The sequence below is a fragment of the Pseudarthrobacter sp. MDT1-56 genome (assembly GCF_059383555.1).
Map to the genome: position 1 here is coordinate 229,128 of NZ_JBWZCK010000006.1, position 26,793 is coordinate 255,920.

The 26,793-nt window shown below is 68.6% G+C and carries 15 protein-coding genes and 3 tRNA genes; 5 read left to right on the forward strand and 13 right to left on the reverse strand.

What is annotated here, in order from left to right:
- Window positions 1-6 precede the first annotated feature (6 nt).
- The gene (locus AC50YC_RS10780) at window positions 7-1,464 is read right to left on the reverse strand and encodes a dihydrolipoyl dehydrogenase family protein (protein ID WP_494953520.1); all 1,458 of its coding nucleotides are present in this window, start codon (window positions 1,462-1,464) and stop codon (window positions 7-9) included.
- 193 nt (window positions 1,465-1,657) lie between these two features.
- Here AC50YC_RS10780 and AC50YC_RS10785 point away from each other — a divergent pair, with 193 nt between their 5' ends.
- The gene (locus AC50YC_RS10785; protein ID WP_494953573.1) at window positions 1,658-2,371 is read left to right on the forward strand and encodes a FadR/GntR family transcriptional regulator; all 714 of its coding nucleotides are present in this window, start codon (window positions 1,658-1,660) and stop codon (window positions 2,369-2,371) included.
- A gap of 110 nt (window positions 2,372-2,481) precedes the next feature.
- Here AC50YC_RS10785 and AC50YC_RS10790 read toward each other — a convergent pair.
- Window positions 2,482-2,555 (reverse strand) — tRNA-Arg (locus tag AC50YC_RS10790).
- A 275-nt stretch (window positions 2,556-2,830) separates the two neighbouring features.
- On the opposite strand from AC50YC_RS10790, the gene AC50YC_RS10795 reads away from it, so the two are divergent.
- Both AC50YC_RS10795 and AC50YC_RS10800 read left to right on the forward strand, forming a co-directional pair.
- On the forward strand, window positions 2,831-4,663 hold the full coding sequence (locus tag AC50YC_RS10795) for a phosphoenolpyruvate carboxykinase (GTP) (RefSeq protein ID WP_494953521.1): 1,833 nt from the start codon (window positions 2,831-2,833) through the stop codon (window positions 4,661-4,663).
- A gap of 260 nt (window positions 4,664-4,923) precedes the next feature.
- Entirely contained in the window at window positions 4,924-6,309 is a 1,386-nt protein-coding gene (locus AC50YC_RS10800) for an FAD-binding oxidoreductase (RefSeq protein ID WP_494953522.1), read from the forward strand.
- 155 nt (window positions 6,310-6,464) lie between these two features.
- Here the strand turns inward: AC50YC_RS10800 and AC50YC_RS10805 are convergent, their stop codons facing one another.
- From AC50YC_RS10805 to AC50YC_RS10820, 4 genes are all read right to left on the reverse strand, one after another.
- Entirely contained in the window at window positions 6,465-7,625 is a 1,161-nt protein-coding gene (locus tag AC50YC_RS10805) for a globin domain-containing protein (RefSeq protein ID WP_494953523.1), read from the reverse strand.
- A 174-nt stretch (window positions 7,626-7,799) separates the two neighbouring features.
- On the reverse strand, window positions 7,800-8,249 hold the full coding sequence (locus AC50YC_RS10810; protein WP_494953524.1) for an RrF2 family transcriptional regulator: 450 nt from the start codon (window positions 8,247-8,249) through the stop codon (window positions 7,800-7,802).
- A gap of 20 nt (window positions 8,250-8,269) precedes the next feature.
- Complete coding sequence (locus AC50YC_RS10815; protein ID WP_494953525.1) at window positions 8,270-8,704, reverse strand: hypothetical protein; 435 nt, start codon at window positions 8,702-8,704, stop codon at window positions 8,270-8,272.
- A gap of 94 nt (window positions 8,705-8,798) precedes the next feature.
- Window positions 8,799-10,217, reverse strand: coding sequence for a phosphomannomutase/phosphoglucomutase (locus AC50YC_RS10820; RefSeq protein ID WP_494953526.1), 1,419 nt, complete (start codon window positions 10,215-10,217; stop codon window positions 8,799-8,801).
- A 152-nt stretch (window positions 10,218-10,369) separates the two neighbouring features.
- Here AC50YC_RS10820 and AC50YC_RS10825 point away from each other — a divergent pair, with 152 nt between their 5' ends.
- Window positions 10,370-12,583, forward strand: coding sequence for a RecQ family ATP-dependent DNA helicase (locus AC50YC_RS10825; RefSeq protein ID WP_494953527.1), 2,214 nt, complete (start codon window positions 10,370-10,372; stop codon window positions 12,581-12,583).
- Here AC50YC_RS10825 and AC50YC_RS10830 read toward each other — a convergent pair.
- The 4 genes from AC50YC_RS10830 to AC50YC_RS10845 form a co-directional block, all read right to left on the reverse strand.
- Window positions 12,528-14,003, reverse strand: a complete 1,476-nt coding sequence (locus AC50YC_RS10830) for an MFS transporter (RefSeq protein ID WP_494953528.1) — start codon at window positions 14,001-14,003, stop codon at window positions 12,528-12,530. The genes AC50YC_RS10825 and AC50YC_RS10830 overlap by 56 nt on opposite strands.
- A gap of 24 nt (window positions 14,004-14,027) precedes the next feature.
- On the reverse strand, window positions 14,028-15,683 hold the full coding sequence (locus AC50YC_RS10835; RefSeq protein ID WP_494953529.1) for a phytoene desaturase family protein: 1,656 nt from the start codon (window positions 15,681-15,683) through the stop codon (window positions 14,028-14,030).
- A gap of 102 nt (window positions 15,684-15,785) precedes the next feature.
- Window positions 15,786-15,873, reverse strand: a tRNA-Ser gene (locus AC50YC_RS10840).
- A gap of 143 nt (window positions 15,874-16,016) precedes the next feature.
- Window positions 16,017-18,320, reverse strand: coding sequence for a prolyl oligopeptidase family serine peptidase (locus AC50YC_RS10845; RefSeq protein WP_494953530.1), 2,304 nt, complete (start codon window positions 18,318-18,320; stop codon window positions 16,017-16,019).
- Window positions 18,321-18,439: 119 nt separating this feature from the next.
- Here AC50YC_RS10845 and AC50YC_RS10850 point away from each other — a divergent pair, with 119 nt between their 5' ends.
- Window positions 18,440-20,425, forward strand: coding sequence for an FAD/NAD(P)-binding protein (locus tag AC50YC_RS10850; RefSeq protein ID WP_494953531.1), 1,986 nt, complete (start codon window positions 18,440-18,442; stop codon window positions 20,423-20,425).
- Between the two features lie 176 nt (window positions 20,426-20,601).
- Here AC50YC_RS10850 and AC50YC_RS10855 read toward each other — a convergent pair whose 3' ends face one another.
- The 3 genes from AC50YC_RS10855 to AC50YC_RS10865 form a co-directional block, all read right to left on the reverse strand.
- Window positions 20,602-25,161 (reverse strand): ExeM/NucH family extracellular endonuclease, encoded by a 4,560-nt coding sequence (locus AC50YC_RS10855; RefSeq protein WP_494953532.1) that lies wholly within the window; start codon window positions 25,159-25,161, stop codon window positions 20,602-20,604.
- Window positions 25,162-25,559: 398 nt separating this feature from the next.
- Window positions 25,560-26,369, reverse strand: a complete 810-nt coding sequence (locus AC50YC_RS10860) for a VOC family protein (protein ID WP_494953533.1) — start codon at window positions 26,367-26,369, stop codon at window positions 25,560-25,562.
- Between the two features lie 194 nt (window positions 26,370-26,563).
- Window positions 26,564-26,651: transfer RNA gene (locus tag AC50YC_RS10865), tRNA-Ser, on the reverse strand.
- Window positions 26,652-26,793 lie beyond the last annotated feature (142 nt).

Consider the following 26,793-nt stretch of genomic DNA (forward strand, 5'->3'; position numbering starts at 1 on the left):
GGCGGCTCAGAGCCCGTACTCTTCGAGCAGCCGCAGCCACACTTCGCTGATCGTGGGGTAGGCCGGCACGGCGTGCCAGAGCCGGTCCAGCGGGACCTCGCCGACGACGGCGATCGTGGCGGCGTGCAGCAGCTCGGCCACATCCGGGCCGGCAAATGTGGCGCCCAGCAGTACCTTTCGGTCCTCATCGACGACCAGCTGCGCCCAGCCTTCGTATCGTTCGGCGTGCAGCGAGGATCCGGCCACCTGGATGGGCAGTTCCACGGAGGACACGCTGAAGCCGTCCCGTTCCGCCTGCCGGACGGTCCGCCCCACATTGGCCAGTTCCGGATCGGTGAACACGACGTTGGGCACCGCGTGGTCGTCGGCGGTCCGGGCGTAACGGCTCCACGAGGCGGCGTCGCCGCTGAGCTCGCCCTTGGCCCGTGCGGCGATGGCGTCGCCCGTGGCGCGCGCCCCGTACTTGCCCTGGTGGGTCAGCATGACCTTCCCGGCGGCGTCGCCGGCGGCGTACAGCCACGGCTCGACGTCGTTCCCGGCGCCGCCCGACACCAGGCCGGTGGCGTCGGTGCTGAGCCGCAGTTCCCCGCCGTCCTCGGCGGCGAGTCCGACGCTCTCCAGGCCGATCCCTTCGAGGGCGGGATGCCGTCCGGTGGTGACCAGGAGCTTGTCCGCCGTCACCGTGCTGCCGCCCTCCAGCTCGAGCGTGAGGGAGCCGTCGTCGTTCTCGCGGACGCTGCTGGTTCCGGTGTGGAGTTGGAGGCGGACGCCGTCCGCCCGCAGCCCGGCCGCGACCAGCGTGGCCGCCTCCTCCGGGAAGGCCCCCAGCAGGCTGCCGCGGGCCACGAGGGTGACCGAGGCGCCCAGCCGGGCGAAGGCCTGGGCGAGTTCGGTGCCGGCGACGCCGCCGCCCAGGACTGCCAGTCGCTCCGGGATCTCGCGCGCGGAGGTCGCCTCCCGAGTGGTCCAGTAGTCCACGTCGGACAAACCTTCGATCGGCGGCACTGTCGGCGAAGATCCGGTGGCCACCACGACGGCGTGCCGTGCCGTGAGCGCGTAGCTGTTGCCATCCAGTCCGGCGACTTCCACCTTCCTGGCATCCGTGATCCAGCCGTGGCCGCGGATGAGCTCTATCCCGGTGTCCTGGACCCACTTGACCTGGCCGTCGTCCTGCCAGTTGGACGTAAAGTAGTCGCGGCGTTTCAGGACTGCGGCAACGTCCAGGGTCCGAGTGACGGCCTCTGCGGCGCCGGGCACGGTCTGGGCGCCGTGAAGGGCGGTGCCGGGGCGCAGCAGCGCCTTGGAGGGCATGCAGGCCCAGTAGGAACACTCGCCGCCCACCAGCTCCGCCTCGATCAGCACCGCGGTCAGCCCGCCCTGCACGACGCGCTCGGCGACGTTTTCACCCACGGCGCCGGCGCCGATCACAATGACATCGAATTCCCGAGCAAGCTGTGCCGTCATGGCAAAAGCCTACGCCCGGCGCCGGGCCGCAGGGGTTGACCAACACCCTTTGCAGGACGTGGGACCACCGCTACTGTGGGGAACACACTTGGGGGAGGGCAGGGCCATGACGGAAGGCAGCGTAACCGCCGGCGGCGCGAGCCGGGCTGACGGCAGGGCAGCGGGCGGCCCGGGCGTGACGGGAGGCGGACCCATGCCGCCGGCAAGGTTCAGCGCTCAGGCCAGGCTGCGAGCCTTGCAGGCGGACATCATGGAGCTGATCCTGGAGCGTGAGCTGGACGCCGGGGATCCGCTGCCGACCGAGAATGAGCTCTCCGCCGCACTGGGCGTAGGCCGGAACACCTTGCGGGAATCGCTGAAGGTACTCCAGGCCCTGGGGGTGATTGAAATCCGCCACGGCTTCGGCATGTTCGTGGCGCCCAGCAATTTTGACGCCCTGACCGACGGACTCACGTTCCGGGGCCGGTTGTCGCTGCGGCATCACGGGCAGGAGGCCCTGCAGCTGGTGGACATCCGGCAGGCGCTGGAGGCCGGGCTGATCGCGGCCGCCATGGACCTGATGACCGCCGAGCACCTGGCGGCCGTCGAGGAATCCGTGCTCCGGATGGAGGCGCTGGCCGGCGGCGGTGCGAACTTCGTCGAAGCGGACGCCGAATTTCACCGCCGGCTGTTCGAGCCACTCAACAACGAGCTGCTGGTCAGTCTGCTCGGCGTCTTCTGGCAGGTGTACCGACGGCTGCACGTGGAGCTGGGCGGGACCGAGGGGGTCGATCTCCGGGGAGCAGCTGCCCTGCACCGGGGGATCTACGAGGCCGTCGCCACCGGGGACAAGGCGCTCGCGGCGCAGCGGCTCAACGGCCACTTCGACGGCATTCGGCTCCGGATCAGCCAGGCCGTCGCCCCGTAGCGGGGCGGCGTGCCCCGCAGGGCACGTCGCCCCGCCGTCGGGCCTGGGGCGAGCCGTCGGCGTTAAACAAAAGATCCGCACCGGCGTACCGGTGCGGATCTTTTTCTCTGTGCGCCCAAAGGGATTCGAACCCCTGACCTTCTGTTCCGTAGACAGACGCTCTATCCAGCTGAGCTATGGGCGCATTCTCAGTTCTTGGAACTTCTCGCTCCCCGAACCTCGAATTACTTTACGCGAGGAGGGGCCGTAGTGACAAATCGAAACGGGTGTAATCTACCCGACTAGACCGGTCTACGTGACCTTGGTCACAAAATTGGGTCATTTCGTACTGGTGTTTCCTTGCATTTCCGCGGTTTTTGATTTCCAAGCCCCCGGACATCCCACATCCAAGCCCGATTTCAGGGGGTGATCTAGCCCTACATTTAGGAAACACGACTGAACCCGAGGAAGGGAACCGTAATGGGAGATTTGGCGCGACTACCGTTGCTTGAAAAAGCACCCACCACACATGCCGGCCTGCTGGCATGGGTTGAAGAGGTAGCTGAACTGACCCAGCCGGACCGGATCCACTGGGTAGACGGCTCCGAAGAAGAGAACACCCGGCTCACGGACGAGCTCGTCGCGGCTGGCACCCTGACCCGCCTGAACGAGAAGCTGTTCCCCAAATCTTTCGCGGCATTCTCCGACCCCGCCGATGTGGCCCGCGTCGAAGAGCAGACCTTCATCTGCTCCGAGAAGGAACGCGATGCCGGCTTCACCAACAACTGGATGGCTCCGGCGGAGATGAAGGAGAAGCTGCGCGGGCTGTTCCGCGGCTCCATGCGCGGCCGCCCCATGTACGTCATCCCGTTCGTCATGGGCCACCTTGACGCCGAGGATCCCAAGTTTGGCGTGGAGATTACAGACAGCGCCTACGTTGTCGCTTCCATGCGCATCATGGCCACGATCGGCACCGAGGTTCTGGACAAGATCACCGCCACGAACGCCTTCTTCGTCCCCGCCCTGCACTCCCTGGGCGCGCCGCTGGCCCCCGGCCAGGCCGACGTCGCCTGGCCCTGCAACACGGACAAGTGGATCGTGCACTTCCCCGAAGAGCGCTCCATCTGGTCCTTCGGTTCCGGCTACGGCGGCAACGCCCTGCTGGGCAAGAAATGCTACGCCTTGCGCATCGCGTCCGTGATGGCCCGGGATGAGGGCTGGCTCGCGGAGCACATGCTCATCCTCAAGCTGACCTCGCCGGAGAAGAAGAACTACTACATCTCTGCTGCCTTCCCGTCGGCCTGCGGCAAAACCAACCTCGCCCTGCTGGATCCGACCATCGAGGGATGGAAGGTCGAAACCCTCGGCGACGACATCACCTGGATGCGGATCGGCAAGGAAGGCGAACTGCGCGCCACCAACCCGGAGGCCGGCCTGTTCGGTGTCGCTCCGGGCACCGGCTGGGGCACCAACCCCAACGCCATGCGCGCCATCGCCAAGGGCCACAGCATCTTCACCAACGTTGCCCTCACGGACGACGGCGGCGTCTGGTGGGAGGGCATGACCAACGAGGTTCCGGCGCACCTGACCGACTGGCAGGGCAACTCCTGGACTCCCGATTCGGACCAGCCCGCAGCCCACCCGAACTCCCGCTTCTGCACCCCGATCTCGCAGGTCGACATGCTGGCCGAGGAGTACTTCAGCCCGGACGGCGTGGAGCTCTCCGCAATCCTCTTCGGCGGCCGCCGCAAGACCACGGTTCCGCTGGTCACCCAGGCCCGCAGCTGGACCAACGGCATCTTCATGGGCTCCACGCTCTCCTCCGAGACCACGGCTGCCGCTGCCGGCCAGGTCGGCGTGCTGCGCCGCGACCCGATGGCTATGCTGCCGTTTATCGGCTACGACGCGGGCGACTACCTGAAGCACTGGATCAGTGTCTCCGGGAAGGCCAACCCGGAACGCCTGCCGCACATCTTCCTGGTCAACTGGTTCCGGCGCACGGCCGACGGCGACTTCGCCTGGCCCGGGTTCGGCGACAACGCACGCGTCCTCAAGTGGGCCATCGAGCGCATCGAGGGCAAGGCGGACGCCGTCGAGACCCCCATCGGCTTCGTGCCGGCCGGTCACTCGCTGGACCTCGCCGGCCTGGACCTGACGCACGCCCACGTGGAAGACGCCGTCCGCGTGGACCGCGAGGAGTGGGATTCCGAGCTCGCCTCGATCGAGGAGTGGTACGCCAAGTTCGGCGACTCACTGCCCGAAGCCCTGCGCGCAGAGCTCGAAGGCCTGAAGGAACGCATGGCAGCGCACTAGCAGCCAGCAGATCCGACGACGGCGGCCGCGCACCTTACGAAAGGTGCGCGGCCGCCGTCGTGCTTACTCTGTCGGGTCTTCTTTAGGGGAGCCGGCCGCCGGGACTTAGGTCCCTAGACCGCAGGGAAGAACGGGCCCTAGGGTTAAACGCAATCATCAGCCGGGCCGTCCGCCGACTGGGGAGGATGCTGGGGCCGTTCCACGCGCGCGCTGCCGTGCCCCCAACCTGCTCGCAGCACGCGAGAGCACAGGAGCTCCTCATGCTTGTCACCGACGACATCCAGGCTCTGTCCACGGCTGTCAGTGGACCGGTCGTTTTGCCGGACAGCCCCGAATACGCGGCAGAGACGCTCGCGTTCAACGCCGCAACAGTCCACCGGCCCGACGTCGTCCTGGGGGCCGAGAACGCACAGGACGTCGCTGCCGCGGTGAAATGGGCGGCAGAACGCAGGCTGCCGGTGGCAGTCCAGTCCACCGGCCACGGCGCTGACTCTGCGGTGCATGGCGGCCTGCTCATCAACACACGGCGCCTGCAGGATCTGCAGATCGATCCGGTCGAACGCACCGCACGGGTGGGGGCCGGGGTGAAGTGGCGCAGCGTCCTGGAAGCGAGCGTGCCGCACGGGCTGGTCGGACTGCACGGCTCAAGTACCGACGTCGGCGCCGTCGGCTACACCCTCGGCGGCGGACTGCCTGTGCTGGGCCGCGCCCATGGGTTTGCGGCGGACCATGTCCGCAGCATGGAGGTCGTGACCGCGGACGGCGCGCTGCGCCGGATCGATGCCGGGGCCGAAGCCGAGCTGTTCGCGCTGATGCGCGGCGGCAAGGGCAACTTCGGCATTGTCACAGGACTCGAGTTCAGCCTCTTCCCGCTGGGCGAGTTCTACGGCGGCGGGATCATCTATCCCGGGGCGGACACGGCCCTCATCCTGGCCGCGTTCCGGGATTGGCTGCCCAGCCTGCCGGACGACGCCTCGCCCTCCATCTCCCTGCTCCGGCTTCCGGACATGGAGTTCGTCCCCGCGCCGCTGCGGGGCCAGTTCGTCGTGCACCTGCGCTTCGCCTTCCTGGGGACCCGCGAAGACGGCGACGCGCTGCTGGCCCCGATGCGGGCGGTCTCGAGGCCGTTGATGGACACGGCGGGGCCCATGAGCTACCTCGACGTTGACCAGATCCACATGGACCCGGCGGATCCGCTCCCATTCACAGCCGGCGGAGCGCTCCTGAAAGACTTCGGCGAAGAGACGGTCGCGGACCTGCTGAATCTCACCGGAGAAGGCTCCGACTGTCCGCTGCTCCTCGTCGAAATCCGGCCGCTCGGCGGGGCCCTGGCCCGGGCCGGGGCGCTGCCGGACGCCGTGTCCGGACGGGACGCGGCGTTCCTGCTCTTCCTGCTCGGATTCAACATGCCACCGTTCGCCGAGGCCGTCGCCTCATCCATCCGCGGGGTCCTGGACGCGATGGCTCCCCACTCCACGGGATACACGCTGGTCAACTTCCATGGCGAGCCTGGCAATGAAGCCGACCGAGCCAGGGCATGGTCGCCCGCAGTCTACGAACGGATGAGGGCCGCAAAGTCCAGCTACGACCCGGGTAACCTCCTGCGCTTCGGCCACGCGATCACCGGTGTGCCGTCCGCGACCTGACACCCTGTGCGGGTCGTTTCCCGCAGCACACCTCACGACGACGGCGGCCCCGCACCTGCGAAAGGTGCGGGGCCGCCGTAGTACGCTCATCCATTGCTCCGTAACGGCCCTTTTCACCCCTCAAAAGGGCCGTTACGGAGCAATCGATGAGTACCTTAGCTGGCGAGCCAGATGTCCGGGCCGAAGACCTCGTAGTGGATCTTCGTGGCCGGGATGCCGGCATTGATGGCCTCGTTGCGGATGCTCTTCATGAACGGCAGCGGACCGCACAGGTACAGCGAGGCGTTGGCCGGCAGGTCCACTTCGCGCAGGGACATGAAGCCCTCCTTGGTTCCCGCGACGGGCCGCTCGAGCCAGAGCTGGAGGTCGGCACCGTCGAGGCGCTCGACGTCGTCCGTCATCTGGGAGCGCAGCGCCCAGGACTCCAGATCGCTTTCCGCGTGCAGGACCAGGACCTGGCGGTCCGAGCCGGCGTCCGCGAGGGAGCGCAGGATCGAGGCGGTCGGTGTGCAGCCAATGCCGGCGGAAGCCAGGACGACGGGGCCGTCGCCGTCCTTGAGCGTGATCTCGCCGTAGGGGTTGGAGATCTCGAGGATGTCGCCCACCTGGACGGTGTCGTGCAGCACGGGGGAGACTTCGCCGCCGTCGTCCTTCTTGGTGGTGAAGCTGCGGCTCGTACCGGCGTCGCCGGAGAGCGAGTACTGGCGGACCTGGCGCAGTCCGTCCGGAACGGTGACCTTGACGCTCACGTACTGTCCCGGAAGAGCGGGGGTGATGGGGGTGTCGTCGGCCGGTTCCAGGGTGAAGGTGATCGATCCCGTGCCGGCGGCGGTCTTGGCGGCGACCCGCCACGGGCTCCACATCACGCTGTTGGCCTGTGCGGCGTAGAGGCCCTTTTCGAGCTTGATCAGGGCGTCCGCCATGAGCCAGTAGACCTCGGTCCAGGCCTCGGCGATTTCGGGGGTGATGACTTCGGCCAGATCCTCGGCGATGGCGGCGAAGAGGTGCTCGTAGACCACCTGGTACTGCGGTTCGGTGATGCCGAGGGAGGTGTGGCGGTGGGCGATGCGGGCAAGCACGGTCTCCGGCAGGGTGCCGGGGTTGTTGACCAGGTGGGTGGCGAAAGCGGCGATGCTTCCGGCCAGGGCCTGCTGCTGGTTGCCGTTGCGCTGGTTCGAGCGGCTGAAAAGGCCGTCCAGCAGTTCCGGGTGCGCTGCGAAGAGGCGGGCGTAGAACTTGGGGGTGATTTCGCCGATCCGGGAACCGACCAGCGGGAGGGTGGCCTCGATGACGGGGAAGGACTTGTCCGAGAGCATGTTGACTCCTGAGATAGTGGCCCGGGGTCTTCAACCGGACCGTCGATAATACCTGTATCTGAAATGCAAGTATTTATGCATCAGTTCTACATGGCGTAGAAAACATCTCCAAATCGAGGGGATTCCCGGGCGTGGCGGGCAGGGCCTGGCAGCTTGGGCGAAGCACGGCTCCGCTCAGAGGCCGGGACGCAGACCGATCGCCTGGAACACCGGCGCCATCTGCCGGGAGGTCGGCAGGGATGCGACGATAATTTCGTCCAGTTCGCGGTAGAAAGCCTCACGGGCCCGGGAGAGGGCGCCGCGGAGGCGGCATTCGTTGATCAGCGGACATGCCCCGCCGGCCGCGACGCAGTCGGCCGGGTCCGTGCGGGTGTCCAGCTGGCGCAGCAGCTGGCCCACGGTGGCGACGCGTCCCGCGCTGCTGAGCCGGGAGCCGCCGTGCCGGCCGCGTTCGACGTCGATCATTCCCAGTTCACGCAGCTTCGCCATCGCCTTGCTGACGTGGTTGTACGGGGTCGCGACGGCATCGGCGATGCTCTGGGTGGTGAGGAGCGCGCCGTCGGGGGCGGCTGCGAGCACCATCATGGCGCGCAGGCTTACATCCGCGAAGGCGTTGATCTTCATAACACCAGTTTACGGGCGGTCTAGTCCACCCAGATGCCGGGCTCGTTCGAATCCGCGGAGAGCTCGCCGAATTCCAGCTCGTGGGTCGCGGGGTTGGCGGCGTAGGGCAGGACCGCGGCGAAGAGGGAGCCGTCCCGGTGCTCCGCGGCCACGTGGATCGCGTCCGAGGCCTCCTCCAGCAGGGTGATGTCACACACGACGGCGGCGGCGCGGAACTCGTCCCGGTGCTGGCGCAGCAGCTCGGTCAGGTCGCTGATCATCGAGTCGGCGTCGAAATCCGCGTCCGTTCCCTCGGCCGCGTCGGCGGGAGTGACGGCAACCAGCCGGACCTCGCCGTCGTTTTCGACCACCAGGGCGAACGGCAGGAACCCGCCGTTGCGCTCAAGCTGTTCCTGGGCGGCGCCGACTCCGGTGCCGAGCAGGTTCTCCAGATCGGTGGCACTGGCTTCCGGCACGCTGCTGCGCCACGATTCCGTCCCGGCAGGGTTCGCGCTGGAGGTTTGTATTGCGGAGTCCGTGACGGGATTCGCTGGCCGTTCCGACACGGTTCTAGCCCCGGACCAGTGCCAGGACGCGCTCGCGGACACGCTCCATGGTGGCCCGGTCCGTGGCTTCGACGTTCAGGCGGAGGAACGGCTCGGTGTTGGAGGGCCGCAGGTTGAACCAGTAGCTGCCGTCCGTGGCGATGAAGGTGCTGCCGTCCAGATAATCCACCTCAACGTCCTCGGAATGGAAATCCTGACGGACCCGTTCCACGGCGCCGGCCTTGTCCTCGATTTCCGAGTTGATCTCGCCGGAGGACATGTACGGCTCGTATTCGCGGCCAAGCTCGGACAGCGGGCCCTCCTGTTCGCCCAGGGCGGCCAGGACGTGCATCGCGGCGAGCATGCCGGTGTCTGCGTTCCAGAAGTCGCGGAAGTAGAAGTGGGCGGAGTGTTCGCCGCCGAAGATGGCCCCCTCCGCGGCCATGACAGCCTTAATGAAGGAGTGGCCCACGCGGGTGCGCACGGCCCGGCCGCCGTGGCGTTCCACCAGTTCCGGGACCGCGCGGGAGGTCAGCAGGTTGTGGATGACGGTGGGGTTGGCCTCGCCGAGGCCCTGTGCGCGGCCAATCTCGCGCCGGGCCACCATGCCGGTGATCGCGGACGGCGAGACGGGTTCGCCCTTTTCGTCGATGACGAAGCAGCGGTCGGCGTCGCCGTCGAACGCCAGCCCGATGTCCGCGCCGTGCTCGACGACGGCGGCCTGCAGGTCGCGCAGGTTCTCCGGTTCCAGCGGGTTGGCGGGGTGGTTCGGGAAGGAACCGTCCAGCTCGAAGTAGAGCGGAATGATCTCGAGGGGAAGCTTGGGCAGCAGGGCGTCGCCGAGCACGGCGGGGGTGGTCAGGCCGGCCATGCCGTTGCCGGCGTCAACGACGACCTTCAGCGGACGGGAGCCGCGGAGGTCCACGAGGCTGCGCAGGTACTCGGAGTAGCCCTTCAGCACGTCGTGCACGCCGATCAGGCCGCGCGTGGGGGCGGCGGGGATGGAACCGGAGTTGAGGTATTCCTCGGCGCGGGCCTGGATTTCCTTGAGTCCGGATTCGGAGGAGATCGGCTCGGCGCCGGCCTTGGCCATCTTGATGCCGTTGTACTCTGCGGGGTTGTGGCTGGCGGTGAAGGTGGCGCCGGCCGCGTTGAGCGAGCCGCAGGCGTAGTAGAGCTCATCGGTGGAGATGAGGTCGAGGAGCTGGACGTTGGCGCCGCGCCGGGCGGCGCCGTTGGCAAAGGCCTTGCTGAACTCGGGGGAGGACGGGCGCATGTCGCCGCCGACCAGCACCGTTTTGCCCGCCAGCGCCAGCACGTCGACGAATGCCGCGCCCACCGCCTCGACGATCTCGGCGGTGATCGACTCGCCGACGATGCCGCGCACGTCGTAGGCCTTGAAGGAGGCCGAGAGGTCAAAAGTCTTTGTCTGGTCCATAGTCACGCGTCTTATCTTACGTTGACGGCCGAACCGTGCTGTGGAGGAGCGATCGTGTGGTCCTCCTGCCGCCGGAGAGCGGGCGGATCCGCTGTGATTGTCCACATAGCGGCGCCCCCGGCTTCGCGGCTGTCGGAGGGGGCTGGGATACTGAAGCAATGGCCAATAACCAGAACGCTGCAGTCCTTTCCGCTTCCGCCGCCCCCGCTGGAGGGGCCGGCCCCGCCGGTTCCGCCGGGGGAGCCGGAACCCGGGAGCAGGCCCAGGAAGTGCTGCGCGAGCTGGTCGGGCACCCGGCCGCGGAGTTCCATGACGGCCAGTTTGAGGCCATTGAGGCCCTCGTCGACGGCGGCAGGCGGGCCCTCGTCGTGCAGCGCACCGGCTGGGGAAAGTCGGCGGTGTACTTTGTCTCGTCCCTGCTGCTCCGGCGCCGCGGCGCCGGGCCCACCCTGATCGTCTCCCCGCTGCTGGCCCTCATGCGTGACCAGGTAGCCGCCGCGGCACGGGCCGGGGTCCGGGCCGTGGCCATCAACTCCGCCAACCAGCTGGAATGGGACACCGTCCGCGAACAGCTCGCGGCCGATGAGGTCGATGTCCTGCTGGTCTCGCCCGAGCGGCTCACCAATCCCTCGTTCCGGGAGAACCAGCTCCCCGAGCTGATCCGCCGCACCGGGCTGCTGGTCATCGATGAGGCCCACTGCATCTCGGACTGGGGCCACGACTTCCGTCCCGACTACCGCCGCATCGCCGACCTGATCACCCAGCTGCCGGAGTCGGTGCCGGTGCTGGCCACCACCGCCACGGCCAACTCCCGGGTGGTCCACGACATCGAGGAGCAGCTGGGCGCCGGTGTGCTGACCATCCGCGGCGCCCTGGGCCGGGAATCGCTGCGGCTCGGCGTGCTGAGCCTGCCGGACTCCCGCGACCGGCTCGGCTGGCTGCTCACCCATTTGAAGGACCTGCCCGGCAGCGGAATCATTTACACCCTGACGGTCTCCGCCGCCGAGGACACCGCACGGCTCCTCGCCGAAGCCGGGCACGAGGTGCTGGCCTACACCGGACGCACCGACCCGGCCGACCGGGAACGCGCCGAGCAACTCCTGAAGGACAACCAAGTCAAGGCCCTCGTGGCCACCTCGGCGCTCGGCATGGGCTTCGACAAGCCGGATCTCGGGTTCGTGGTGCACCTGGGGGCGCCGTCCTCGCCCGTGGCCTACTACCAGCAGGTCGGCCGTGCCGGCCGTGGGGCCGCCAACGCCGACGTGCTGCTGCTGCCCGGGTCCGAGGACCGGGACATCTGGCAGTACTTCGCCACCGCGTCGATGCCGTCGGAGGAGAAGGCCGGAGCGGTGCTGACCGCCCTCGCAGAAGCGGGGACCGCCGTGTCCACGGTTGCGCTGGAGGCGCGCGTGGATCTGCGCCGGACGCCGCTGGAGCTGCTCCTGAAGGTCCTGGCGGTCGACGGCGCCGTGGAGCGGGTGGGCGGCGGCTGGCGTTCCACGGGCCAGCCGTGGACCTACGACGCCGAGCGGTACAGCCGGATCGCGTCGGCCCGGGTGGACGAGCAGGACTCCATGGTCATCTACCAGGACACCGCCGGCTGCCGGATGGAATACATCACCTCGGTCCTCGACGATGAGACCGCCCGCGCCTGCGGCCGCTGTGACAACTGCGCCGGACAATGGTTCCCGGCGGACATTGCCGCGTCGGCCACCGAAGCCGCGGGCCAGACGCTGAGCCGCGCCGGTGTCCCGCTGGAACCCCGGCTGCAGTGGCCCAGCGGCATGGACCGCCTGGGCGTGCCCGTGAAGGGCAAGTTCAAGCCCGAGGAAAGCGTCGCCGGCGGCCGCGCGCTGGCACGGCTCACGGACCTCGGCTGGGGCGGCGCCCTGCGCGAAGCCTTCGCCGCCGGAGCCCCCGACCGGACCGTGGACCCCGGCATGCTGCAGGCCTGCGTCCAGGTGCTGCGCGAGTGGGGCGCCGGCGACGCCCGCACGCCCGGCTGGAGCGGGGCAGGCCGGCCCGCCGCCATCATCAGCGTCCCGTCCCGCGGCAAGCCTGCCCTGGTGGACTCGCTGGCCCGGGGCATCTCGGAAATCGGCCGGATCCCCTACCTGGGGCAGCTGCAGCTCGAGCACGGCGGACCGACCGGCGGGCGCGGCGGCAACAGCGCCTACCGGCTCGCCGGGGTCTGGGACCGGCTCGTGGTGGGGCCGGAACTGGAAGCCGCCCTGGCCGGAATCCAGGGCCAGAGCGTGATGCTGATCGACGATCTGGTCGACAGCCGCTGGACCGTGACCGTCGCCGGCCGGGCCCTCAGGCTCGCGGGCGCCGGCGCTGTGCTGCCGTTGGTGCTTGGCCAGGCCGGCTGACCTCGGCCCCGGCGTGGCGGGGCAGCGCCAGGCTGTCCAGGGTGCTCAGGAGCATGACCACGGCAAGCGCCAGGAACGCGGCCCGGTACGGTGCCGCCGGATCCCCGCCGGCCGCCCCCACCCCGCCCAGCAGCGGGCCGCCGGCCTCATAAACCCGGATCAGCAGGGCCCCGATGGCGATCCCGGCCGCCGTCGCGAGCTGCACCAGGGTGGCGGAGACGGCGTTGGCGGACGGCAGCTGGGCCGGAACGACGTCGGCGTACTGCACGGAGGCATAAGCCGAGAAGCCGATGGACCGGAAGGCTCCGCTGGCCACGAGCAACGCGAAGATCAGCGGCTCCGGGGTGCCGGCATCGAGCAGGGCGCACAGCGCAAAGGTCACCGCCGAGGCCAGCGACGCGAAGACCAGCACCGGCTTGAAGCCGAAGCGCCGGATGAGCGGGGTCGTGGCGGGCTTGATCCCGATATTGCCCAGAAACACTGCCGCGACGAGGACCCCGGCGCGCAGCGGATCCCAGCCGAAGCCGATCTGGAACATCAGCGGCAGCAGGAAGGGCACGGCACTGATGGTCAGGCGGTAGACGAACCCGCCGGTCGCCGTGGCGCAGAACGTCCGGGCGGAAAAAACCCCGAGGTCGAACAAGGGGGAGCGGGCCCGCCGCATCCACCAGACAGCCGTGACCAGGAACAGCAGCCCGGCGGTGAAGCTGGCGGTCGCAAGGCCGCCGGACTCGCGGCCGCCGGCCAGCTCCAGCCCCACCACGACGGCCCCCACGCCCAGGGTCGTGAGGGCCAGCCCCAGCCAGTCCAGGCGCCGTGTCCGGTCACCCGCGGTGCTCGGGACCAGCCGCAGCGCCGCGAGGAACGCCGCGAGGCCCAGCGGGAGATTGATCAGGAAGATCCAGTGCCAGGACAGGAACGTGGTGAGCGCGCCTCCCACCAGCGGGGCGAGGACCGGCGCCAGCAGTCCGGGCCAGACCAGGTAGGCCGTGGCGCGGAGCAGGTCCTTCTTGGCCGTTCCGCGGAGCACCACCAGGGTGCCCACGGGGACCATCATGGCGCCGCCCGCACCCTGCAGCACCCGGCTGAGGGTCAGCATGGTCAGGTCCTGGCTGAGCGCGCACAACAGCGAGGCCACCGTGAACGTCGCAATGGCCAGGCAGAACACCCGCCGTGCCCCGAGGCGTTCGGCCAGCCAGCCGCTGAGCGGGATCCCCATCGCCACCGTCAACAGGTAGGCGGTCATGGTGATGTTGACGTCAGCCGAGGGGACTGAGAAGTCCGCCGCGATGCTGGGGATCGCGGTGACCAGGACGGTGCCGTCGAGGAACTCCATAAAAAACGTCGCCGCGACGAGCAGGGCCAGCCGTGGACTCCACTGGTCCGCCGGGGTGCCAGCAGGCGGTGAAGGCTTAGTCATGCACGGGCCACTGCGGCGCCCGGCCTAGCCCTGCGAAGCACGGGCGGATCCCAACGGCCCGGATTCCAGGGACCCGGACTCCAGCACTGCCATGGCCGCGTTGTGCCCGCCGATGGCGCTGACGGCACCGCCGCGCCGGGCCCCGGAGCCGCAGAGCAGGAGCTGCGGGTCATCCGTCGCGACGCCCCAGCGCTGCGCCGGGGTGTCCCGCGGTGCGTTGTCCTCGACGAAGGGCCAGTCGAGGCCCCCGTGGAAGATGTTGCCCCGCGGCATGCCGACCGCGCGTTCAATGTCCAGGGTGGTTTTGGTTTCGATGCAGGGCTGCCCGTCCGGGCCGGCCACCAGCAGCTCCTCGATGGGTTCGGCCAGGACCGAGTTCAGGGACTTCAGGACCGCGGCCTGCAGTTCCGCCCGGCGCTGGTCGTTGTTGTCCGCTGTGATCAGCCGGTCCGGGACGTGCAGGCCGAACACGGTGAGGGTCTGCGCTCCGGAGGCCTGCAGTTCCGGGGACAGGATGCTGGGGTCCGTGAGGGAATGGCAGTAGATCTCGCAGGGCAGCGGGTCCGGGATGGTTCCGGCCGCGGCGGCGAGGTAGGCGGCGTCGAGCTGCGACCAGGTCTCGTTGATGTGGAATGTCCCGCCGAAGGCAGCCTCCGGGCTGGCCTTCGGGTCCAGCAGCCGGGGGAGCCGTTTCAGCAGCAGGTTCACCTTGACCTGGGCGCCCTCCCGGAGATGGTTCGGGTTCTGTGTTGTGTCCGGGGCGGTGCCGTTGGAAGCCCCGGAGCTCCTGAGCCGGTCGAGCACCACCGGGGCCACGTTGGCGAGGACCCAGGACGCGGTGGCCGTCCGCTCTGCTCCGTTATGCCGGTAGCTGACCGCGCCTCCCGGGCGGACGGCGGTGACCTCAGCGGACGTCAGGATGGTCGCGCCGGCGTCACGGGCGGAGCGTTCCAGTTCGCCGGACACTGCGCCCATCCCGCCGACGGGTACGTCCCAGTCGCCCGTCCCGCCGCCGACCAGGTGGTACAGGAAACAGATGTTCTGCTGCAGATCCTCGTCGCCGGCCCGGGCAAAGGTTCCGATCAGGGCGTCCGTCAGCACCACGCCGCGGACCAGGTCGTGCTGCAGCGACCGGGCGATGCTGTCCCCGAGAGGCCGTTCGACCATGGCCTCCCACACCTCCGCCGCACCGGCACCGGCCGCGAGAGCCCTCGCCTCGGAGCGGGTCGGCAGCGGCGACGTCATGGTGGGCCAGAGCGCCTCGGTGAGCCGGCGGCAGCCGGCGTAGAACTCGGTGAAGGCGTGGAATTCGCCGGCGGGAGCGCCGACGGCGGCAAAGGACGCCGCCGTGGCCTCGGCATCCCCATTGTCGACCAGCAGGGCGTTGCTGCCGTCGTGCGGGTCGGGGGTGTAGGACGAGTACCGGCGCCGGGCCAGCCGGATGCGCAACCCAAGGTCGTCGATGACCTGTTGCGGGAGCAGGCTCACGAGGTAGGAATACCGCGAGAGGCGCGCGTCGACGCCGTCGAACGCCTGGGCGGACACCGCGGCACCGCCGGGGTGCTCCAGTTTCTCCAGCAGCAGGACCTTCCGGCCGGCTTTGGACAGATATGCGGCCGCGGCCAGGCCGTTATGGCCGCCGCCTACGATGATCGCGTCAAACGCGTTGTTGCTCGACATGGGCTTATCCTGCCATCCGGGCCGCCGGGACGGCGCCCGGTGTCCGGCACCCGGACGTGCCCGGGTACGCAAAAGGCCCCGGTCCAGGACCGGGGCCAAACGCGGAGACGGGGGGATTTGAACCCCCGGTGGAGTTGTGCCCCACACTTCATTAGCAGTGAAGCCCATTCGGCCGCTCTGGCACGTCTCCAATTGCTATTAACTAGCCAACCAAGGATACGCAGAAGGGGCCATGCAGTGCAAAACGAGCCACGCGGGTTCACTTTCGGCCCATCCCGGCCGCGGCCTGGGCGCAAAGTGACCCCGCGTGGCTCGTCGGGGAAGTGCCGGAGCTCAGGCGCTCCGGCCCGCCAGGGCCCGCCAGAGGAAGTGCTGGCTGCGGCTTTGCAGCGCCGCGGCCTGCCGGTTGTCCGAGGCACCCGCGTGGCCGCCTTCCAGCGCCTCGTGGAACCAGACGTTGGGGATGCCCATCGCCTGCATGCGGGCGGCCATTTTGCGCGCCTGGACCGGCCCCACGCGGTCGTCCGAGGTGGCCGTCCAGATGAACGTCTCCGGGTAGTCCACCCCGTCCCTGAGCAGGTGGTAGGGGGAAAACGTCCTGATGAAGTCCCACTGCTCGGGGACGTCCGGATCGCCGTACTCGGCAATCCAGGAGTATCCGGCGGACAGCTTGGTGTAGCGGCGCATGTCCAGCAGCGGCACCCCGCAGGAGACGGCCCCGAAGAGCTCCGGATACCGGGTGAGCATGTTCCCCACCAGCAGGCCGCCGTTGGATCCGCCGACGCAGCCGAGCCGTTCGCGCGACGTCACGCCGCGGGAGATCAGGTCGGCCGCCACGGCGGCGAAATCCTCGTAGGCCCGGTGCCGTTTGTCCTGCAGCGCCGCGCGGTGCCACGAGGGACCATATTCGCCGCCGCCGCGGATGTTCGCCACGACGTAGACCCCGCCACGGGTGTGCGGGGCACCCCCCTCGGGCCCGGCGCATTCCTGGGTGCGGCGTTCCAGCCAGGCGCGGCCGACCGCGCCGCTGTACGCGGGGGTCCGGGAGATCTCGAAGCCGCCGTATCCGGAGAGCTGCGTGGGGTTCTGGCCGTCCAGCACGAGGCCCTTGGATGCCACCTGGAAATACGGCACCCGGGTGCCGTCCTGGGACACGGCAAAGTGCTGCTGGACTTCGTAGGCGTCTTCGTTGAAGAACGACGGCGAGGACCGGATCACCTCGTGCGTGCCGTCCACGCCGCCCCGGGCGGTGCGCTTCAGGGTCCCGCGGGTCAGGGTGCTCGGGGTGGTGAAACCGGTGGCCACGAGCCAGAAGTCGTTCCCGGCCCCGGGAGCCTCCCCTTCGGCTGGCGGTGCGGCGCCGTCGGTACCGTCATCGTCCGAGTCGTCGTCCGAACCGATGGCGGTGTCCTCGTCGTCGACGGCGTAGGCGTTGACGTCGTGCAGCGGCGGGCAGGCGTCCAGCACGGTGGAAGCCCAGGCGGTGTCCGTCCCGGGCTGCTGCGGATCGAGGACGCGGATCTCCGAGGAGACGTCGCGGAGCAGATTCAGCAGCAGGAAGTCCCGCGTCCAGCTCCAGGACTGCAGGGAGGTGTGCTCATCCGGGGTGAACAGCACGGACACTTCCCGGCTGCCGGCCAGGAAATCCTCGAAGCCGGCCGCGAGCAGGGATCCTGCCGGGTAGGTCGCCGCGCCGACGGTCCAGTCCTTTTGCGGCCGGAACAGCAGCCATTTGCGGTGCGCACTGAGGTTGACGTCCAGCGGGACGTCGAGCTGAACCCACCGGCCGTCGCGCAGCACCGAGGTGGTCTTTTCGAAGAAACTGATCCAGTCCACGGCAAAGGTCCGCTCGAAGCCCGGGGTGGAGTCATGCGCCACGAGGGCCATCATGTGGTCCTCGGGGATGTCGAACAGCCGCTCCGCCGTGGTCAGGGATCCGCCGCGGCGCAGCTTGACGCCGGTTCGGGCGTAGGAGGACGTGGTGGCGGGCAGTCCCTCGGCGGTGGAGGAGACCAGCAGGGTGTCCGCGTCGAGCCAGGAGGCGTTGCCTTTCGCGGCCGGCAGGTCGAAGCCGCCGGCAGCGGGGTCCACGAAGCTGCGGGACTCGACGTCGAACTCGCGGTAGCGGTTTGCGTCGCCGCCGTCGGGGGAGAGTGCCAGCAGCGCGCGCCGGTGCGGCTCTCCGGCGGCCGGGCGCAGGAAGTTGGCGCCGTGGAAGACCCACTCCTCGCCTTCCGCCGCGGCCAGCGCGTCCACATCCAGCAGGACGTCCCACTCCGGGGCCCCGCCGCGGTAGCTGTCCCAGCTGGTCCGGCGCCACAGGCCCTTCGGGTTCTCCCGGTCCTTCCAGAAGTTGTAGTACCACTCGCCGTGCTTGCCCACCATCGCGATCCGGTCGGGGGAGTCCAGCACCTCCAGGATGCTGCCCTCCAGGGCCGTGTACTCGGCATCCTCCAGCAGCTCCTCGGTGCGGGCGTTCTGCTCCCGGACCCAGGCCAGCTGTTCCTCGCCGTAGATCTCCTCGAGCCAGATGTTTTCGTCAACGGGTTCGGGCGCGGTTCCCCCTGCGGTGTCCGCGGGGGCGCTCGCGGCGGGACGGTCGGACGCGGGCGGGGGAGCAGCTTCAGCGGTGGTCATTTTTCCATCCAAGCAACATCCGCGCACCAGTAGCAAGTCAAGCCGCAGCCCGGCGGAACCCGTCCCGGGTCCCTCACCCGGGTCCGGGCTGCGGGCCGGTAGCGGATACGCTGGATGCCGTGGGCATATCGCAGAGCATCCGGACGGCAGTGATTGGCGCCGGTCCCCGGGGCACCAGCGCACTGGAGCGGCTGCTGGCCAACTGGGTGCCTGCCGGACCGGACGCCACCTTGCACGTCGACGTTATCGACCCGTATCCCGCGGGGCCGGGACACGTCTGGCAGCCCGGCCAGTCCCGGCTCTACCTGATGAACACGCAGTCGTTCTACCCCACGGTCATCCCCGAGGACCCCGACCTCGCGCGGCCGCTCGCCGGCCACACCTTCGACAGGTGGCGTGAACTGCAGCAGGAACAGCCCCACCCCTGCCTCTCGGCCGAGGAACGTGCAGAACTCTCCGGGCTGGGTGCGGCGGACTTCCCCAGCCGGGCCCTGTACGGGCGCTACCTGCGCTCCACCTTGGAGGAGCTGCTGTCCCGCCTCCCCGCCGGCGCTACGGTGGAATTCCACGACACGACGGCGACTTTCGTCCGCCATGCTGCCGCGCCCCGAGCCGGGGAGGGCGAGGACGGCCGGGTGAGGTTCGACGTCGGACTGGCCGACGGCGCGGTCCTCACCGTCGATTCCGTGGTTCTGGCCCTCGGCCACCTGGAATCGCGGCTCAACCCCGAACAACGTGAACTCCAGACGGCGGCGCAGGACCTCGGGCTGCTGTACCTGCCTCCGGCGGCTCCGGCCGACGTCGACTGGGCGCTGGTGCCGGCGGTCAAACCGGTTCTGGTGCGCGGCATGGGCCTGAACTTCTTCGACGCCATGGGCCAGCTGACCGAAGGCCGCGGCGGACGGTTCCTGGCCGGCGAAAACGGCGGACTCCGCTACCTTCCCTCCGGCCGCGAACCGCTCATCATCGCAGCCTCCCGTCGCGGCACCCCGTACCGGGCCAAGGCGACCCTCGCCGGCTACTATCCCGACGCCGTGACGTTGAGGTACTGCACCGAAAGCGCCCTGGCGAAATTCGCGGAGGCGGGAATCCGGCCTGCCTTCGACCATGACCTCTGGCCCCTCCTGCACCGCGACGCCCTCTGGGCCTACTACTCGACGCTGGCGCGCTCGCAGCCGGGCGCCATCGTGACGGACCCGAAGGAGTTCCTGCAGGCGCTGGAGGAGGCCCTCCATCCGCACGCGCACTCGGCCGCGAAATGGGACGACGTGGTGGACTCCGTGCTGGAGATCCACGTCCGCCCCGCCCACCGCCTCAACCTGCTGGGACTCGCGGCGCCGCTGGCCGGGAGGTCGTTCGCCTCCCGTGCGGAACTCGACAACGCCGTCGTCGACTATCTGCTCGATGACGCCAGGCGTTCCGCGCTGGGCGAGGACGACCCGGTGAAGATGACCATCGGCGCCCTGCACCACGGCCGGGCGGTGCTGAAGACCGCCGTCGCGGACGGCGGCATCACCGATGAATCCTGGGTCGCGGGACTCCGCGGCTGGTTCGAATCCTTCGTCGAAGGCCTGGCCAGCGGTCCGCCGGCGCTCCGGTCCGAACAGCTCGCGGCCCTGGTCAGCGCCGGCGTCGTCCGGTTCGTCGGCCCGGACCCGAAGTTCGGCGTGGACCGCAAGGCCGGGACGTTCACGGCGGTCTCGCCCTGGGTGGGGAACAGCGCGGAAGATGGTTTCGGGGAAGTGGTGCAGGCCGTGGCCATGGTTGAGGCGCTGGCGCCGGCCAACATGGTCACGGCCAACGAATCGCCCCTGCTGGAGCAGCTGCTCGCCGAAGGCCTGGTCCGCCCGCGGCTCATGATGACGGTGGAAGGGGCGCCGGTGCCGACGTCCGGGCTGGACGTGACGCCGCATCCGTACCGGCCGCTGGGCGCGAACGGCTCGGTGACCGAAGGCCTATACGTCCTGGGTCTGCAGCTGTCCGCGGTGCAGTGGGGAACCGCCATCGCGGCCGAAGCCCGGCAGAAGAGCGGACCCGTGTACCGCAGTGGCCAGCGCACCCTGCGGGACGCCGACGAGATTGCCCGGGCCATCCTCGGACGCTAACCCCGCGAAAAAAGGAGCATGCCCTCCGGACCGCCCGCGAAAAATGGGCATGCCCTCCCGCCGGGCCCACGAAAAATGAGCATGCCCTCCGTCCGGGCTGAGCAATGGACATATGGGCTATATGTCCACCGCTGCAGCCCGGGGGAGGGCATGCTCACTGGTGCAGGGCTACGAAGCTAGCCCTTGAGGCAGTGGCGGTAGGCGGCCATTGCCTTGCCGTAATTCACCTGGCCCACGAGGTCCGCGGACTTCTTGGGCTTGACCGGCGCGGTGCACGTCGGCGGGGCCGGGACGCTGGCTGCGACCAGGACGGCCGTCTTCACCACGGTGCCGGATTCGACGGCCGTGAGCACCAGGGTGCCTGTGCCGGCTGCTGCGCCGGCGGGAACCTTCACATCAACCGTGGCGGCGCCGGCGGAAACCGGTACCGAGCTCAGATCCGTGACGGTTCCGTTCGAGTCCGTGAACTCGGCGCGCAGCGAGGTGTTCACCGGGCTGCCCAGCGAGGTGAGGTCCAGCTTGGAGACGGCCAGGGTGATGGCCTCCCCGCCCTTGACCTCGGCGGCGGTGGTGTTCACCACGGCAACAGAGCGGCGGGCGAAGTCCGGCGAGACCGGGCTTTGTGCCTGCAGGTACTTGATCCACGCGTCGCGGTCCACGAGTCCGGAGTCCTTGGTGTCGCTGCCGGACTTGAAGATGCGGAAGTTGTCGCCGCCCGTTGCCAGGAAGCTGAACGTTCCGATCCGGTAGGACTGCGCCGGGTCGATCAGCGCGCCGTTGACCCGGATCGAGGTGATCCGGTCACCGGCGGCGCGGGCGGCGTCGTAGGTGTAGTTGACGTTCTTGGACAGGCCGAGCTGCTGGTAGGCGCGGCTGGGAACCGTGCCGTCCGGGTTGGTCTGCCACTGCTGCTCCAGGAGCGCCTTGAACTGCTCGCCGGTCAGCGAGGTGGTCCACAGGTTGTTCACGAACGGCAGGACCGCGTTGGCCTCGGCGTAGGTGATGGTCCCGTCCGGGGCGTAGTACAGCTCGTTGCGCAGGCCGCCCGGGTTGACGACGCCGATCTCGGCGCCGCCGAGTTCCGGGGTCTTGAGTGAATCCACCAGGGAGTCCGCGACCAGGTTGCCCAGGGTGGACTCACTGCCACGGTCATCGCGCGTTGCCGGGGTGGTGGCGGTGGCAGGCGTGAACGCGGTGGTGATATCCGCGGTCACCGAGCCGACCGGCTGGTTGCCGACCACTGCTGCGTCGGCCAGGGCCTTGTCAACGATGGTCTTGACGGCGGCGACCCGAGGGTACTTGGCCACGAGGTCGGCCGCCGGCTGGTCGGCGGAAGTGGTGCGCTTGACATTGGCGGCCGTGTAGCTGGTGACCGCCATGGTTGCGGTGTCGATGGTGAGGCGGATCTGGCCGATGAACTCGCCGTAGTTTCCGGTCTGGACGATCGGACGGGTCTTGCCGTCAACGCCGGGGACCGGGGCAGCCCACGCGTACTGCTTGTGGGTGTGGCCGTTGAAGATCGCGGCAACATCCGGGGTGACCTCGGTGACCATCTTGGCGAAGGGGCCGCCGGCGGCGACTTCCTGCTCCAGGGTGGAGCCTTCGGGCACACCGGAACCGGCGCCGTCGTGGTTTTCCACGATGATCACGTCGGCCAGGTTGTCCGCCTTGATCTTCGCGGCGACGCGGTTGATGGCGTCGACGGGGTCGCCGAATTCGAGGTCGGCGATGCCGGCAGGAGTGACCAGCGAGGGCGTTTCCTGCGTAACCGTGCCGATCACGGCGACCTTGATGCCGTTCATGTCGAGCACGGTGTATTCCGGCAGGACCGGCTCGGTGGTGCCCTTCTGGTAGACGTTGGCGCCCAGGTAGGGGAACTTGGCGTTGCTGCCGCCCGCGATGACGCGGTCGCGCAGGTCGGCCCAGCCGCCGTCGAACTCGTGGTTGCCCACGGCGGAGGTCCGCAGCTCAAGGGCGTTCAGCACATCGATGGTCGGCTGGTCCTGGGCAACGGCCGAGGCGAACAGTGAAGCGCCGATGTTGTCACCGGCGGAGAGGAATGCCGTGGCGCCGGGGGCAGCCGCGGCTCGCAGCTTCTCGATCGTGCCTGCAAAGAACAAGGTGTTCGAATCGATACGGCCGTGGAAATCGTTGATGCCAAGGAAGTTCAGCTCAACGCTGGCAGGAGTGGAGGGCAGATCAAGCCCCACGACCACCGGATCGTGGTCGCTCGCCCGGAACTGGTCCGGAGCGTAGTAGTCGGTCACGTTGTTGTTGTAGCGGCTGTACTCCAGGGCCACGGACTCCACGGAGTTGATGTTCCAGATGTCAGCGCCGGTGACGATGGCGTTGGCGCCCGGTGAGGCGAGGATGTGGTCCAGTGAGCCCACCAGGCCACCGAAAAGGTAGGAGTGCTTGGCGGAGCCATCGGCGTTCCGGGCCTTTTCGTCCTGGTTGACGTAACCGGCGGCCGTGAAGACGTTGATCGGGTCTTCCTTGGCGTAGGCGTTGAAGTCGCCGATCAGGAAGACCTTGTCGGTGCCCTTGGCGGTCTGCAGCTCGTTGGAAAACGCGAGGAGGGACCGGGCCTGTGCGGTGCGGGCGAGGTTCGAGGCGCCCTGGCCCTTGTCGGTGTCCTCCGGAGTGGCGGCTGAGCCCTTGGACTTGAAGTGGTTGGCGATCGCGATGAACTTCTTGTCATCGGCCGCGCCGACCGGCTTGAAGACCTGGGCCAGCGGCTTGCGGGCATTCGCGAAGGCCACGGTGTCGTTGTGGATGATGGACTCGCCCACCGGCTCCGCTGCGGACTTCTTGAAGATGAAGGCGGTGCGGATCATGTCCTCGTCGGCCAGCGGGGGTGCGTTGGCGGGCGTTCGGACGTAGTCCCAGATCCCCGGGGTGGCGATGTTCAGGGCATCGACCAGCTTGGCCAGGGCGTCGTCACGGTTCTTGCCGAACTGCGCTGAGTTCTCGATTTCCATGAGGGACACGACGTCGGCGCCGGACTTGGTGATGGCGGCAACGATCTTGTCCTGCTGGCGCTGGAGGTTTTCGGCGTTGGCCGCGCCGCGGGCGTCGCAGCCGCCGCGGACGGTGATCGGGTTGCCGGCGCGGTCGGTGTAGTACGTGCATCCGGTGAGCTGGTCACCGGTGGTGGGGAAGTAGTTGAGCACGTTGAACGAGGCGATCTTGAGGTTGCCCCCCACGGCCGCCGGGGCCTCCGTGCGGGTGGTCGCGCCGAAGCTGGCGGGCTGGACGGCCTCCGCGTTGGCCGGGGTCAGGTGGGTCAGCGGCTGGAACTTCCAGGAGCCGTTGGCGAAGTTGAGCACGACGTTGGTCTTGAAGCTCACCGGTGCGCCCACGCGGACGGGGTCCGCCGTGGTCAGGTACGGCAGTTCCAGCGCCTTGGTGCCGGCGTCCTTGAGGAAGTTGGTGGTGGCGCCGTCGTCGAGCTTGATGCCGCGGGCGGCATTGGCGGCGACGGTGGCGGTGTATTCGGCGGAGCCGTAGGGCGCGACGGCGGTGGGCTGCTCCAGCGGGGTGGTGCCTCCGGCCAGACCGATTTCGCCGTACTGGTTCAGCGAGTAGTTGTCAGTGACCGTGACGGGTCCCTGCGGGGTCAGCAGCATGCCTTCGAGCGCTTCGCGGAAGGCTTCCTCGGCCGGGAGGGCAAAGCCGGTGGCCTTGACCTCGGGGGCAGCCTCGGTGAGCTTCTTCAGGTCCGCTGCAGCGGCGACCGTCACCTGGGTCATGCCGAAGTATTCGCTGACCGCGCCGGTCACCTCGACGTAGTCGCCGATCTGCACGGAATCGGCCGTGGCCGCTGAGAAGACGAAGATGGCGTCCGACGCCGTGTGGTTCGCCGGGGTCAGGTCGCCGCCGGAGCCGGGGGTCTGGATGTAGTAGCCGGCGAACCCGCCGGTGGGGAACGTCGCGGTGACCTTGCCGCGGGTGATGACCGAAGTCCCGACGAGCGGGCTCGCGACGCCCTCGCCCTGGATTTCGGCGATGGTCCTGACGGCGGGGGGAGTGACGGGGCCGGGATCGACCGGGGGATCGACCGGGGCGGCTGCACCGTTGGGGGCCTTGGGGGTGATGGTGGCGTTCAGGGTGAAGTCCGCGGAGTTGTTGTTGCTGTCAACGCCATTGCTGCGGTTCAGGCTCTTGACGTCACCGGTGCCCGACGGCGCTTTGGCCGCCAGTGTTTCGAAGGTCAGCGAACTGCCGTAACCGAGGAGATCGGCCACGTTGGCCGGTTCGACGACGGACCCGGTGGCGAGGTCGGTGACAGCGGCTGCCTGCTTCGCCAGCACGATTGTTCCGCCGCCGATGGCAGGGTTGAATCCGGTGGCCGTGGAGTCAGCGGCGGGCAGATCCAGCCCGACCGTGCCATTGCTCCCGCCCTTGAGCAAGTAGAGGCCGTTGGCCGCAATGGTGCCGGTGAGCGGTACGACGCTGCTCGGGACTCCGGTTCCCGACGCGGAGCGGTACTGGAGGGACCAGCCGTCCAGCGAAACCGGGGCGTCGGAGGTGTTGTGAAGCTCGACGAACTTGTTCTTGAAGGCGGCTCCGGCGCTGCCGCCGCTGAGGTACGCCTCGTTGATGATGACTGGCGAGCTGCCAGCCGCTGCCGGGGTGGCCTCCACGGCAAACGCCGGCACAGCGGCCAGCGGGGCTGCAATGAGCCCCACCGACAGCGCAGTGCCCAGCGCGGTCTTCCAAGGTATGTGTTTCATCCGCTCTAACTCTCATTAGGTGCCCGGGTAAGGGCTGGTGGAAGGTGCCCGCGCGATGCCGCGGACCGCCGGTCGTTGCTCCTGGTTAAGCAGTTCCCGGCACATCAAAACAGGGGTGAATGAACACGGTGTGTCGTGCATGTGCATTCGGCGAGACGTCCCCCAGCGGAACGCGTCACAGCCGTCACGGAACACCAACGGTGCGTCCCAGCAACGGAGTTGGTGAAGCTTCTGACCTTGGTCAGTCGAGCCATGCCCGACGCCCAGGCGGCGGGCATGGCAAAAGAATACCGGGCAGTAACCGCCATTGAAGCGGCTGGCCGGCATTCCCGCGGCAGTTTTGCGCAAGGATTTTCCGAAGTTTTTCCTCAGCTTTTCCTGAGATTCGCCCGGGACGCTCAGGTACCCTGTGGCCCGGCGTCAGCGCCTGGCTGCGCGGTTTCTGCAACGATCACGAACATGGCGCCGGTGGGGTCGGCAAGCGTGGCCAGCCGCCCGAACGGGCTGTCGTCCGGCCCGTCGATCACCTGGGCGCCCATTGACACGGCCTTTTCGATCGCGGCGTCCGTGTCCGCCACCGCGAAGTAGACCTGCCAGTTGGACGGGACCCCGGCAGGGAGATAACCCGAGGCGTCCATAATTCCGGCCTGGGCAGCATCCCCGGCACCCAGCGTGGTGTAGCGGAATTCAGGGGTGTCACTCATGACGTCGGTGTCCCAGCCGAACACGTCCTGGTAGAACTTCACCGCGGCGCCATAGTCCCTGGTGTGGAGTTCGTGCCAGGCGGGCGTGCCCGGTTCGGCCGCGAGCCCGTAGCCCTTCATTTCGCCGGGCTGCCACACCCCGATGGATGCCCCGGTGGAGTCAGCGATCATCGCCATGCGGCCCTGGTCCGGAACGTCCATGGCCTCCAGATACACCTGTCCGCCGTGTTGGGCCGCAGCCTGCAGGGTGGCCGCCGCGTCATCCGAGCGCAGGTACGTGCTCCACACGTCCGGCATGCCCGCCGTGGCCTCGTCCTTTTGCATCATGCCGGCAACGGGCTTCCCGTCCTTCTCGGCCATGATGTACCCGCCGTACTTCTCCTGGTCGCCCGTCTCGAAGGTCCAGCCAAACAGCTCACCGTAGAACGCCTTGGCCTTCCCGGTATCGGAGGTCATCAGGTCGATCCAGCAAGGTGCGCCGTTGGTGTGGTCCGGTGTGGGCATTGTGGGCTCCTTCTCTGCTCTGCGGCCCCGGGTCGAGCCGGCAGGCCGACCGGTTCATGCGGGTGGTGAAGACACACAGAGACTATTCCCGGGCACCGACGGATTCAATGGCTCCGGTTGATTGCCTCCCGCCGGCCCGGCGCGCAAAAATGCCCCCGGTTCCGCCATAAGAGGGGAACTGGGGGCATTATTCGCGGAAGGTAAGAGATTCGAACTCTTGGTACGGGGTTACCGCACACTGGTTTTCAAGACCAGCTCCATCGGCCGCTCGGACAACCTTCCCTAACGAGTAGTGTTTCATAGGCAGTCGGCAGCAACAAAAAACGCGGTTGCGCTCGCGGACAGGGGTAACTCCTCCGCATACTCTGGGAGAAGGCGCTTCGGATGTCGTGTGCCGCACGCGCGTCCCTGCGGGAAGCTGCAG